This is a genomic window from Streptomyces africanus (assembly GCF_002150735.1).
GTDB classification, from domain to species: domain Bacteria; phylum Actinomycetota; class Actinomycetes; order Streptomycetales; family Streptomycetaceae; genus Streptomyces; species Streptomyces africanus.
Window position 1 is genome coordinate 1 of record NZ_MUKA01000128.1, and the last position, 12,702, is coordinate 12,702.

Sequence of the window (12,702 nt, forward strand, 5' to 3'; positions counted from 1 at the left end):
AGACCGTCTCGATGGCCCCGGCGCCCCGGCCCGACCGGACCGCCGAGGCCATCGAGACGGTCTTCCGCATCGAGTCGCCCCGCATCATCGCCGGCGTCGCCAGGGTCGTCCGGGACGTCGGCATCGCCGAGGAACTCGCGCAGGACGCGCTGGTCGCCGCGCTGGAGCGGTGGCCGCGGGACGGGGTGCCCGACAACCCGGGCGCCTGGCTCATGGCCACCGCCCGCAACCGCGCCGTCGACCTGGTCCGCCGCCGCGAGAACTACGCCCGCAAGCTGGCGGAGATCGGCCGGGACCTGCCGGCTGCATCGCCCCCTCAGGAGCCCGCCGACCCGGACGACATCGACGACGACCTGCTCCGCCTGGTCTTCACCGCCTGCCACCCGGTCCTGTCCACCGAGGCCCGCACCGCCCTCACCCTGCGCCTCCTCGGGGGCCTGACCACGGCCGAGATCGCCCGCGCGTTCCTCGTCCCCGAGCCGACCGTCGCCCAGCGCATCGTCCGCGCGAAACGCACCCTGGCGACGCGGAACGTCGCCTTCGAGGTGCCCTACGGCCCCGACCGCGAGGCCCGCCTCGGCTCGGTCCTCGACGTCATCTACCTCGTCTTCAACGAGGGCTACGCCGCCACGGCCGGCGACGACTGGCTCCGCCCGTCCCTGTGCGAGGACGCCCTGCGCCTGGCCCGGGTGCTCTCGGGCCTCATGCCGAAGGAACCCGAGGTGCACGGCCTGACCGCGCTCCTGGAGTTCCAGGCGTCCCGCACGGCGGCGCGCACGGGCCACTCCGGCGAACCGGTCCTCCTCAAGGACCAGAACCGCGCCCGCTGGAACCGCATGCTCATCGCCCGCGGCGTCGCCGCGCTGGGCAGGGCCGAGTCCACCTCCTCCGGCGCCCCGGGCCCGTACCTCCTCCAGGCCGCCATCGCCGCCTGCCATGCGCACGCGTACACGTACGAGGAGACCGACTGGCCCCGCATCGCCACGCTGTACGGCCTCCTGGCCGCCCGTATCCCGTCCCCGGTCGTGGAACTGAACCGCGCGGTGGCCGTCTCGATGGCCGAGGGCCCGGAGGCCGCCCTGCCCCTCATCGAGGCGCTGCGCGGCGACCCCGCCCTGCGGGACTACCACCTGCTGCCCAGCGTCCGCGGCGACCTGCTCGCCCGCCTGGGACGCACGGCGGAGGCCCGGGCGGAGTTCGAACGGGCGGCGTCGCTGACGCGCAACGAGCGGGAGCGGGACCTGCTGCTGCGGCGGGCGGCGGAGCAGTCCTGAAGGTCAGGCCGGGTGCCCGATGAGCATCGCCGGCGCTCCCGCCACCCGCGTCAGGAACACCGTCGCCGCGTGCGGACCGTGCGGCTTGACCTTCCTGCGGAGTTCCTCCGGCTCAACCGCCGAACCCCGCTTCTTCACCGTGAGGTTGCCGACCTCGCGCTCCCGCAGCAGCGCCTTCAGCTTCTTGACGTTGAAGGGGAGGTGGTCGGTGATCTCGTAGGCGGTGGCGTACGGGGTCGGGCGCAGCTCGTCCGCGGTGACGTACGCGATCGTCGCGTCCAGCAGCCCGCCGTCGAGCTCCTCGGCCACCTCGGCGACCAGGTGGGCCCGGATGACGGCGCCGTCCGGCTCGTACAGGTAACGGCCGGGCGGACGGACCTCCGGGTCCGGCAGGCCGCGGGAGAGCAGGGTGCGGGGGCCCGGCAGCAGGGTGGCCCGTACCGCCCCGGGCTCGGTGCCGAACCACAGCACCGCCTCCTTCACGTCGCCGCCGTCGGAGATCCACTCGGCCTCGGCGTCCTCGGGGACCGCCTCGTGCGGGATACCGGGGGCGATCTTCAGCGCGGCGGTGCGAGGGGCTCGGCGTGCCGCGGAGACCGCCCAGGACAGGGGCGGTGAGTACGCCTCGGGGTCGAAGATCCGGCCCCGGCCGCCGCGCCTGGCCGGGTCGACGAACACAGCGTCGTAACCGGCCGTGTCCACCTCCGTGACCTCCGCCTCCCGCACCTCGATCAGGCCGGCCAGCCCCAGCACCTCGGCGTTCGCCCGCGCCGCTGCGGCCGCCGCCGGATCCCGGTCGACGGCCAGCACCCGGATCCCGGCCCGGGCCAGCGCGATCGCGTCACCGCCGATGCCGCAGCACAGGTCGGCGACCGAGGTCACGCCCGACTCCGCGAGCCGCCGCGCCCGGTAGGCCGCCACGCTCGCCCGGGTCGACTGTTCCACCCCGTTCGGCGTGAAGAACATCCGCCCCGCGTCCTGCGCCCCGAACTTCACCACTGCCCGCTGCCGCAGCCGCGCCTGGCCCAGCGCCGCCGACACCAGCTCGGCGGGGTGCTCACGGCGCAGCCGGGTAGCCACGGTCAGCTCCTGTGCCGGATCGGTGTCCCGCACCTCGTCGAGGAGGACGCGGCCTTCGGGGGTGAGGAGGAGCGCGAGGTCGTTCACCGGATCATTGTGGGCCACGGGTGGGGCGGGCGGTGTGGGCGGTGGAACGGCCGGACCCTGTGTGGGCCACTCGGTGGATGGTGTGCCGCCCGTCGCGGTGTCGGGGCCGATCCGGGGAGACCGGCTGCGAGGATCCCGCATCATGCGAGCAGTCGTACAAAATGACAAAATCCGGGCATCTGGCGGTGTGCGGATCGGTATCGCCGTACTCACCCTCGCCGCCATCGCCTCGGGCTGCGCGCAGGGCGACACCGGCCGGGTCCCCGCGGCCGGCGGCCAGCAGCCCCTCGACGCGCCCCCGGCCCGCGCGCTCGACTCCTACGCCTCCAAACTGCGCGCCGCGCACGCCGCCCGGGTCGCCGCCGCGCAGCGCTGGAGGCTCAGGACGGTTCCGCTGACCGCCCCGCCTGCCCCCGCGAAGAAACCGCGGATCAGGACCCGCGAGGGCTTCGAGGTGAAGGGCCACCGGAGACTGCACCTCCCGCCCGTCTTCACCACCGTCCCCACCCGGGACAAGGTCGTCTTCCTCACCATCGACGACGGCGTGGAGAAGGACCCGGCGTTCCTGCGGATGATGAGCGACCTGAAGGTCCCGTACAGCGCCTTCCTCAGCGGCTACCTGATCAGGAACGACTACGGCTACTTCGAGAAGATGCAGGACCGGGGCGTGGTCCTGAACAACCACACCCTCCGCCACCGCCTCATGCGGGGCCTGTCGTACCGCGCGCAGAAGCGCGAGATCTGCGGCATGCAGCGCCTCATCGAGAAGCGCTACGGCAAGCGCCCGACCCTCTTCCGCCCGCCCTACGGCAGTTACGACAGGGCGACCCTGCGCGCCGCCAAGGCCTGCGGCATCGAGTACGCGCCCCTCTGGAACGAGGAGGTCTTCGCCGACCACTGGGAGTACCGCGAGGGGGACCGGAGACTGCGCCCGGGCGACATCGTCCTCACCCACTTCCGCGGCCGCGACCAGTGGCGGGGCACGATGCCCGACATGATCCGCCGCTTCCTGAACAAGGTCACGGCCCAGGGATACGCGGTGGGCCGGCTGGAGGACTACCTGTGAGGCGGCGGTCGCCGGCCGCCGTGGTGTGCGCGGGAGTGATCCTGCTGGCCGGATGCGCCGGGGCCGCGGGGGAGCGCGCGGAGGCGGACGGCCGGGGCCAGTCGCCGGCGCACGCGTCGAGCGACGTCCGCGGGCCGGACCGGGGCGGCCTGCCGCCGGTCGTGGACCACGTCGGCACCCCCGACCGGGTGGTCTTCCTGACCTACGACGACGGCGCCGAGCGCGACCCCTCCTTCGTCGGCCTCGTCCGCGAACGGCGGCTTCCGGTCAGCATGTTCCTCACGGACAGTGTCGTGGGGCCCGGCTACGGCCATTTCGCCCGGCTGCGCGCGGTCGGCGCGTCCCTCCAGAACCACACCCTCGACCACTCCGCCCTGCGCGGCCTGCCCTACGCCAGCCAGCGCGCCGAGGTCTGCGGCCAGCAGTACAAACTCCACTCCCGTTTCGGCATCCGCCCCCGCCTCTTCCGCCCGCCCTACGGCAGGTACGACACGACGACCCTGCGCGCCGCCGCCGACTGCGGCATCCGGGCGGTCGTCCTGTGGCGGGCGTCCCTCAACGCCGACGGCGCCCTGACGTACACCCGCGGCAAGCCCGCCCTGCGCCCCGGCGACGTCATCTCGGTTCCGTCCGATGAGAGTGCCTCCCTGACGCTCACGGAACGGACTCGGCGCCTGCTGAGGGAGATCGAGGGCAGGGAACTGCGGGTGGGGCGGTTGGAGGACTACCTCTGACGTCTCGGTCGGCGGTTTCGTTCAGCCCGTCCGGCGCTTGAGGACGAGGCCGTCCAGGCCGAAGCGGGGGGCCCGGGGGCGGCAGCCCCCGGAAGACCAGGACACCGACGCCGAGCACCTGCACAGACGTACGGCGACATCGGAACCGGCCGACGCGCCGCCGGCAATTGGCACTCCGCTTGACCGAGTGCTAATCGCAGTCATAGTCTCGGCTCTGGCACTCCCCACTGGAGAGTGCCAACACAGCGACGGGCAGGTCCGGCACCCGCGACGACGGATCCACCTGGTCGCCACCTCAGACAGTTAACCCCGTGAGATCTCCGAAGGGGGAGGTCGGATCGTGACGACCACCAGCTCCAAGGTTGCCATCAAGCCGCTCGAGGACCGCATCGTGGTCCAGCCGCTCGACGCCGAGCAGACCACCGCCTCTGGCCTGGTCATCCCGGACACCGCCAAGGAGAAGCCCCAGGAGGGCGTCGTCCTGGCCGTGGGCCCGGGCCGCTTCGAGGACGGCAACCGTCTTCCGCTCGACGTTTCCGTCGGCGACGTCGTGCTCTACAGCAAGTACGGCGGCACCGAGGTGAAGTACAACGGCGAGGAGTACCTCGTCCTCTCGGCCCGTGACGTGCTCGCGATCGTCGAGAAGTAATTCACCCCAAGCACATTGCTTTGAGCTGCGCCCCTGGCCCCCCGCGATCGATAAGAAGCCGGGCGCCCGGGGCGCAGTGCCGTTAACCCTGATTCCGGAAGAGGGCTCACGCTCCCATGGCGAAGATCCTGAAGTTCGACGAGGACGCCCGTCGCGCCCTCGAGCGCGGCGTCAACAAGCTTGCCGACACGGTCAAGGTGACGATCGGCCCCAAGGGCCGCAACGTCGTCATCGACAAGAAGTTCGGCGCCCCCACCATCACCAACGACGGTGTCACGATCGCCCGCGAGGTCGAGATCGAGGACCCGTACGAGAACCTCGGTGCCCAGCTGGTCAAGGAGGTGGCGACCAAGACCAACGACATCGCGGGTGACGGTACGACCACCGCGACCGTGCTCGCCCAGGCGCTCGTGCGCGAGGGCCTGAAGAACGTCGCCGCCGGTGCCTCCCCGGCCGCCCTGAAGAAGGGCATCGACGCCGCCGTCGCCGCCGTCTCCGAGGACCTGCTCGCCTCGGCCCGTCCGATCGACGAGAAGTCCGACATCGCCGCCGTCGCCGCGCTGTCCGCCCAGGACCAGCAGGTCGGCGAGCTCATCGCCGAGGCGATGGACAAGGTCGGCAAGGACGGTGTCATCACCGTCGAGGAGTCCAACACCTTCGGTCTGGAGCTGGACTTCACCGAGGGCATGGCCTTCGACAAGGGCTACCTGTCGCCGTACTTCGTGACGGACCAGGAGCGCATGGAAGCCGTCCTGGACGACCCGTACATCCTCATCACGCAGGGCAAGATCTCCGCCATCGCGGACCTCCTGCCGCTGCTGGAGAAGGTCATCCAGTCCAACTCCTCGAAGCCGCTGCTGATCATCGCCGAGGACGTCGAGGGCGAGGCCCTGTCGACCCTCGTCGTGAACAAGATCCGCGGCACCTTCAACGCCGTCGCGGTGAAGGCCCCCGGCTTCGGCGACCGCCGCAAGGCGATGCTGCAGGACCTGGCGGTCCTCACCGGCGCCACGGTCGTCTCCGAGGAGGTCGGCCTCAAGCTCGACCAGGTCGGTCTGGACGTCCTCGGCTCCGCCCGCCGCGTGACCGTCACGAAGGACGACACCACGGTCGTCGACGGCGCCGGCAACAAGGACGACGTGCAGGGCCGCGTCGCCCAGATCAAGGCCGAGATCGAGACCACCGACTCCGACTGGGACCGCGAGAAGCTCCAGGAGCGCCTCGCGAAGCTGGCCGGCGGCGTGTGCGTCATCCGCGTGGGTGCCGCCACCGAGGTCGAGCTGAAGGAGCGCAAGCACCGTCTGGAGGACGCCATCTCCGCGACCCGCGCCGCGGTCGAGGAGGGCATCGTCTCCGGTGGTGGCTCCGCCCTGGTCCACGCCGCCAAGGTCCTCGAGGGCAGCCTGGGCAAGACCGGCGACGAGGCCACCGGTGTCGCGGTCGTCCGCCGCGCCGTCGTCGAGCCGCTGCGCTGGATCGCCGAGAACGCCGGCCTGGAGGGCTACGTCATCGTCTCCAAGGTCGCGGAGCTCGAGAAGGGCAGCGGCTACAACGCCGCCACCGGCGAGTACGGCGACCTGGTCAAGGCCGGCGTCATCGACCCGGTCAAGGTCACCCGCTCCGCCCTGGAGAACGCCGCCTCCATCGCCTCCCTCCTGCTCACGACCGAGACCCTGGTCGTCGAGAAGAAGGAAGAAGAGGAGCCGGCCGCCGCGGGCCACGGCCACGGCCACGCCCACTGAGGCACCGGCCTCTGCGAGAAGCCCCCGCCCCGCCTCGCGCGGAACGGGGGCTTCTCCCGTAAGTGGATCCCGTCACAACTCCAGCGGGTCCAGCGCCCCGAGCTGCTGCATCAGCCCCAGCCGGTCGTACTGCCACCAGCCCTCGGCGAGCTTCCCGTCCGGCGCGCAGCGGTAAACGGTCGTCCCGGTCATGGTGACGTCCTTCCCGGTCGGCGGGATCCCGAGGAACTCACCCTTGTGGTGCCCCTTCCACGCCCACCGGGTGCACACCCGGTCGCCCTCGGCGAGCTGGTCCTCGATGGTGAACGAGAAGTCGAACCCGCCCCGCCACACCTCCACCTCGCGCCGCAACGCGTCCAGCCCGATGACGTCCTGCACATTGGCGGGATCGTGGTCGTGGTAGTCCTCGATGAACACGTCGTTGAACGCGGGCGCCGCACCCTGCCCGGGTGCCAGCTCGAAGAACCGGCGCGCCGTGGCCGCGTTCAGCTGCTCGTCCCGCACCACGTCCAGGTCCGTGAACGTCGGCGCCTCGTCGCAGAGCGCCACCATGTCCTGGAAGATCCGGTCGGTCTCCGGAAGCCCGGAGTTGCGCATCGCCTCCTCGTACGACGGGAACTCCACGATCTCGACGATGTGCGAGGAGTCGGCCCGGTCCTTCGCCACCACACTGTGCGTAGCGGTCCGTTTCCCCTTGGTCTGTTCGACCCACCGGTCCATCAGCCGGTTCATCTCGTCGAGCCGGCTGGTCCTGCATTCGATGAGCTGTACGAAGGTCATGGCCTCGCCTCCGGCCCCCCTGGGTCCGGCTGAACAGCTCCATTGTCCCAACGAGAGCTGCTCGTCGCCTCCCGGCCCTTTGGCATCATGAGGCCATGCGCTGGTGGGGGAAGCGGGGGGAGCGGTCGGTGACCGCGGGCGGTGACATCGCGGTGGCCGTCACCGGCGATCACAACCGCATCCTGCTCGCCCCGGCGGTGCGGTCGGCGTACTGGGAGCAGGTCCGCCGCATCGCCCCGCCCCGACTCGTCGATCGCGACGAGGAGTTGGCCGGGCTGTCCGCCTTCGGCACGGCCGACTCCGGCCCGGCGTACGCCTGGTGGCGCGCGGGCGCCTGGGCCGGCAAGACGGCGCTGCTGTCATGGTTCGCCCTGCACCCTCCGCAGGGTGTACGGATCGTGCCGTTCTTCATCACGGCCCGCCTGGGCGCCCAGAACGACGTCGCGGCGTACGCGGACGTCGTACTCGAACAGCTGGCGGAGCTGGCCGGTCAGGCCCTGCCCGCCCACCTGACCGTGGCGACCCGCGAGGCCCATCTCCTGTACCTGTACGGCGTCGCCGCCCGCGCCTGCGCCGAGCGCGGGGAACGCCTGGTCCTCCTGGTCGACGGCCTGGACGAGGACCGCGGCGTCACCACCGGCCCGGACGCCCACAGCATCGCGAGCCTGCTGCCCGCCCGCCCGGAGGCCGGGATGCGGGTGCTGGTCGCGGGGCGGCTCAATCCGCCGCTGCCCGGTGACGTACCCGAGGACCATCCGCTGCGCGACCCCGCGATCGTACGGACGCTGTCGCCGTCCCCGTACGCCCGGGCGATCCGCGCGGAGGCGGAACGCGAGCTGAAACGGCTGATCGAGGCGGGCGGCCTGGAGCACGACCTGCTCGGCCTGGTGGCGGCGGCGGGCGGCGGCCTGACGGCCGAGGACCTGGCCGCGCTGACCGGAGCGGTTCCGTACCGGGTGCGGGACGTCCTGCGCACCCGGGCGGGGCGGACCTTCGGCCTGCGCGTCGACGTCTACCTGCTCGGTCACGAGGAGTTGCAGTCCCAGGCGGAAGAGATGCTCGGCCCGTCCGAGACGGACCTCTACCGCGCGAAGCTGCACGCCTGGGCCGAGGAGTGGCGCGGGCGCGGCTGGCCGCAGGAGACACCGGAGTACCTGCTGCGGGGGTACTTCCGGATGCTCCGGTCCACCGGTGACCTGGAGCGGATGCTCCGGTGCGGGGCGGACACCCGACGGCAGGAGCGCATGCTGGCCCTCACCGGCAGTGACGCGTCCGCCGTGACCGAGATCCACCTCACCGAGGACCTGATCATCGAGCGCGGTGCGCGACGGCCGCTCGACTCACTGCGCCTGGCGATCCACCGGGAACGGCTGGTCGACCGCAGCGCGGGCGCCCCGGACTCCCTGCCGCACGCCTGGGCCCTGGCCGGGCAGACCGGCCGGGCCGTCGCACTGGCCCGCAGCCTCCCGAACGGTCATCGCCGGGCCATGGGCCTGGCCGCCGTCGCCGATGTGCTGCTGGAGCGGGGAGACGGCGACGGGGCGCTGGACCTGCTCGCCGAGGCGGAGCAGGCGGCGCGCCAGGGCGAGGGACACGGCCGGGACAACGTGGCGCGCTGCACGGTGGCGGACCTCCTGGCCCGGGCCGGGCAGTTCGACAGGGCGGCAGCGCTCGCGCGGACGGCCAGCACCCAGCACCTCGCCGTCCACACGTACGTTCGGGTCGGCAAGGCCTGCCTCGCGGCCCAGCGGTGGGATCTCGCACAGGACCTGGTCGACGGCGCGCCCAACGAGGAGTGCCGCACCGGTATGGAGAACACGGTGATAGCGGCCCACGCCGTTGCGGGCCGGCACGCCGAGGCGGAGATGATGGCGAGGGCCACCGAGCCGGGCGTCCGCGCCGGCGCGCTGATCACCCTGGCCTCCGCACTGCGCGCGTCGGGTCAGCACCGACGCGCTGACGCCCTGTGCGCCGAGGCCGTGGCGCGGGCGCGGGACCGTGCGGACGCCGAGGACGTGGTGAACCTCCTGGCCGACGCGGGCGAGTTCGACCAGGCCGAGGCGTTCCTGGCCGGCCTGCACGGCGAGGCGGGCCACGACGCGGCCGCGGCGGAGCTGACCGGGTGTCTGGCGTGGGCAGGGGAACTGGACCGGGCCGAGGCACTGCTCGGCACGCCGGAACCTCGTGGGAACCTCTACGCGCTGCGGGAGGTGGCACAGGCTCGGGCGAGAGCCGGGCGCTACGAGCAGGCCGAGGCCCTGGCCCGGCAGATCCCCGCCGCAAATGTCGCGTTGACGACGTTGTGCTCCATCGTGCGCATCATGGCGGACGCGGGCGAGACCGACCGGGCCGCGGAGTTGGCCCGCACCCTCGGCCCGCGGACGGAGGGCCCGTCAGCCCTCTACGAGGTCGTCGAATCCCTGGCGCAGTCCGGCAACCCGGACCGGGCCCGGACGCTCGCCGATTCCCTGTCCCACCCGGTGGAGCACACCCATGCGTCGCTGGAGGTGGCTGCCGCACTGGCGCGGGCCGGACGGCGCGAGGAGGCCGCGCGGCTCCTGCTGGACGTCGAGAGCCGGACCCGAGTGCTCCATCCGCTCACGGCCGCCCGGAAGCTCGGCGTCGCCGCCACGGCGCTGGCCGACGCGGGGCGCCGGGAAGCGGCGCTCGCGGTGCTCGACGGGACCGAGACGCTGGTAGCGGACCCCCGGAGCGAGCCGCACGCCTCTGAGTGGGAGTACATCTCGTCCCTGCGGGCGCTGGTCGCCGCCCGCACGGCCACGGGCGAGCCGGACCGGGCGGAGATGCTGGCACGGCGGGTTCCTGACGACTTCGAGCGGCGCGGTCTTCTGAGCCCGGTGATGCGGGCGTGGGCCAGAGCCGGTGAGGTGGCCCGGGCCGAAGCGGTGATCAGGGCCGAGGCCGAGGCGGATCCCGCACTCGCGGGATTCGTGTCGCCGCTGATCGTGCCGTTCGCTCGCGGTCTGGCCGAAGCAGGCGACGTCGAAGCCGCCGAGGCCCGTGTGCGCGAGGGCGCCTGGCCCGGAGACCTCGCCTCGGTGCTCTGCCGGCTCGCCGTGACGATGACCGAAACGGGGCACACCGACAGGGCACGGCGCATCGTCGACGAAGTGATCGCGATCGAGGGCGGGTACGACCGCACGTCCCCGATGGAGCTGAGCGCTCTGGTCAGGGCCCTGGCCGCTGCGGGGGACCGGGAGGCGGCCGAGGCCGCGCTCGCCGCCATGCCGCCACCGGGCCCGCCGAGCGGGTCCGCCTGGTACATCGAGGCCATAGCCGTGGCCGAGGCCCTGACCGCCCTCGGGCACCACGAGCGTGCCATGGAGACGCTGCACACCATCGAGGACCCGTACGACCGCGCTCACGGGACGCTCGCCCTGGTCGAGGTACTGGCCAGGACGGGAGAGTGCGCCCGCGCCGAGGAACTCGCACGGACCCTGCCCACCCCCGCGACGCTGTCCAGGGCCTGGGCGTGCATCGCGGCCGCGACGACCGACGGGGAACAGGCCCGACGCCTGGCTGCCCTGGCCCTCCAGGGCGGTGAGTGGGCGGCGGCCCTGCCCGCGCTCCTCGGGCAGGCACCGGACGCGGTTGTGCTCGTGCTGGAGGCCGCCGACGCGATGAAGTCCGCCTGCGTTCAGCACACCGGGGCTCCTACTGCGGCCCGTACTTCCGCCCCGTCCTAGACGACACCGCCCCCAGCATCCCCCGCGGCACCAGCTTCGCCGCCCCCATCAGCGCCTTGTAGCGCGGGTCCGGGATGGACAGCGTCTTGCCGCGGGCCAGGTCGTGCAGTGCCGCCGCCACCAGCCTGTCCGCGTCGAGCCACATCCAGGCCGGGATGTTGTCCGTCCCCATGCCGGCCCGCTCGTGGAACTCGGTGCGCACGAAGCCCGGGCAGAGCGCCATCAGCCGTACGCCGCTGCCGGCCAGGTCACGCGCGGCGCCCTGGGTGAACTGCACGACCCAGGCCTTGGACGCGCCGTAGGTGCCCCGCGGGACGAACGCGGCCACCGACGCGACGTTCACGACGCCGCCGCGGCCGCGCTCCCGCATGGCCTCCGTCGCCGCGGACGTCAGCCGCAGCACCGCCTCGCAGTGCACCTTCAGCATCCGCAGCTCGTCGGCCATGGAGACGTCGAGATAGCGGCCCTTGTTGCCGAATCCGGCGTTGTTGACCAGCAGGTCGACGGGGTTCTTGCGGTCGCCCAGCCGGTCGGCCACCGACTCGATCCCCTTGTCCTCGGCGAGGTCGGCCGTCAGCACCTCCGCCTCGATGCCGTGCCGGTCGTGCAGCTCGGTCGCCTGCTCCCGGAGCCGCTTGGTGTCGCGGGCCACCAGCACGAGGTTGTGCCCGTCCGCCGCCAGTCGCCGCGCGAACGCGGCCCCGATGCCTGCCGTCGATCCCGTAATCAGAGCCGTTGTCATGGCAGAAGGTTAGTGACCCGGACTGTGAGCATCCGCTTCCGTGCGGGGGTCGCACCGGTGAAGGGTCGGTGGAGACCCGCACGGCCAGCGGCTGTCAGACCCCGTGCTTCTCCGCGTACTCCCGCGCCAGCCTCAGCGACTCCGGGTGCAGCGCCTCGCCCGCCGGCAGCAGCCGCGGCAGCAGCGTCCGCTCGGTGGTCAGCGCCCGGAACTGGAGGGCCACGGTCACGTCGTGCTCGGGGCGGTGGATGATCTCGACGGAATCGCCCGCCCGTATCGCACCGGGCTCGATCACCCGCAGATACGCCCCGGGCGCGCCCCGCTGCGTGAACCGCTTCACCCACTGCTTCTCGTCCAGATGGCCCTGGAACGTGCGGCACGGGATCCGCCCGCAGGTGACCTCCAGCACCACCTCGGACCCGATGCGCCAGCGCTCGCCGATCCGCGCGCCGGACACGTCGAGACCCTGCGTCGTGAGGTTCTCGCCGAACGCCCCGTCGGGCAGTGTCCGGCCCAGCTCGCGTTCCCACGCGTCCATGTCCTCGCGCGCCATCGCGTAGACCGCCTGGTCGTCGCCGCCGTGGTGCTCCAGCTTGCACACCGCGTCCCCGGCCAGCCCGCTCCCGCCGACGCCCTTGGGCCCGGGCGCCGAGACCCGCACCGGCCCGTCCACCGGCCGCTTGTCGATTCCGGTCACACCCTCCGGGTTGTCCGTGTACGGCACAGCCTTGGCACGGCCCAGATTCACAGACAGAAGCTTCATGCCCGCACGGTAGGGGACCCGTCCCCAAAGCGTCGACGCATTATTCGGAGCGGCTCCAAAGGGTCGCTTATCCTCGGA

Annotated in this window: 10 protein-coding genes; 6 read left to right on the plus strand and 4 right to left on the minus strand. The window is 72.5% G+C overall.

Going from position 1 to position 12,702, the window contains the following annotated elements:
* Positions 1–11 precede the first annotated feature (11 nt).
* Positions 12–1,274: an RNA polymerase sigma factor gene (locus CCL05_RS18055; RefSeq protein ID WP_086561557.1), complete on the plus strand. Its 1,263-nt coding sequence runs from the start codon at positions 12–14 to the stop codon at positions 1,272–1,274.
* Positions 1,275–1,277: 3 nt separating this feature from the next.
* Here CCL05_RS18055 and CCL05_RS18060 read toward each other — a convergent pair whose 3' ends face one another.
* Positions 1,278–2,441 (minus strand): class I SAM-dependent methyltransferase, encoded by a 1,164-nt coding sequence (locus CCL05_RS18060; RefSeq protein WP_086561533.1) that lies wholly within the window; start codon positions 2,439–2,441, stop codon positions 1,278–1,280.
* A gap of 142 nt (positions 2,442–2,583) precedes the next feature.
* Here CCL05_RS18060 and CCL05_RS18065 point away from each other — a divergent pair, with 142 nt between their 5' ends.
* The 4 genes from CCL05_RS18065 to groL all read left to right on the plus strand — a co-directional run bounded on the left by CCL05_RS18065 (position 2,584) and on the right by groL (position 6,632).
* Positions 2,584–3,507 carry a polysaccharide deacetylase family protein gene (locus CCL05_RS18065; protein ID WP_086561534.1) on the plus strand — a complete coding sequence of 308 codons (924 nt, stop codon included), beginning with the start codon at positions 2,584–2,586 and terminating at the stop codon, positions 3,505–3,507.
* A complete protein-coding gene (locus CCL05_RS18070; RefSeq protein ID WP_086561535.1) occupies positions 3,504–4,241 on the plus strand; it encodes a polysaccharide deacetylase family protein in 738 nt (245 codons plus the stop codon). Before CCL05_RS18065 ends, CCL05_RS18070 begins: the two co-directional genes overlap by 4 nt.
* Positions 4,242–4,581: 340 nt before the next feature.
* Positions 4,582–4,890, plus strand: coding sequence for a co-chaperone GroES (groES, locus tag CCL05_RS18075; RefSeq protein ID WP_003974211.1), 309 nt, complete (start codon positions 4,582–4,584; stop codon positions 4,888–4,890).
* Positions 4,891–5,006: 116 nt separating this feature from the next.
* Positions 5,007–6,632, plus strand: coding sequence for a chaperonin GroEL (gene groL / locus CCL05_RS18080; protein WP_086561536.1), 1,626 nt, complete (start codon positions 5,007–5,009; stop codon positions 6,630–6,632).
* Positions 6,633–6,704: 72 nt separating this feature from the next.
* Here groL and CCL05_RS18085 read toward each other — a convergent pair whose 3' ends face one another.
* A complete protein-coding gene (locus tag CCL05_RS18085; protein ID WP_086561537.1) occupies positions 6,705–7,412 on the minus strand; it encodes an ester cyclase in 708 nt (235 codons plus the stop codon).
* A gap of 95 nt (positions 7,413–7,507) precedes the next feature.
* Between CCL05_RS18085 and CCL05_RS18090 the strand changes: the two genes are divergently transcribed.
* Positions 7,508–11,119, plus strand: a complete 3,612-nt coding sequence (locus tag CCL05_RS18090) for a tetratricopeptide repeat protein (protein WP_086561538.1) — start codon at positions 7,508–7,510, stop codon at positions 11,117–11,119.
* Here CCL05_RS18090 and CCL05_RS18095 read toward each other — a convergent pair.
* Together CCL05_RS18095 and CCL05_RS18100 are read right to left on the minus strand one after the other, a co-directional pair.
* Complete coding sequence (locus tag CCL05_RS18095) at positions 11,088–11,861, minus strand: SDR family NAD(P)-dependent oxidoreductase (protein ID WP_086561539.1); 774 nt, start codon at positions 11,859–11,861, stop codon at positions 11,088–11,090. The two genes, CCL05_RS18090 and CCL05_RS18095, sit on opposite strands and share 32 nt — an antisense overlap.
* A gap of 94 nt (positions 11,862–11,955) precedes the next feature.
* Positions 11,956–12,624 carry an MOSC domain-containing protein gene (locus CCL05_RS18100; RefSeq protein ID WP_086561540.1) on the minus strand — a complete coding sequence of 223 codons (669 nt, stop codon included), beginning with the start codon at positions 12,622–12,624 and terminating at the stop codon, positions 11,956–11,958.
* Positions 12,625–12,702 lie beyond the last annotated feature (78 nt).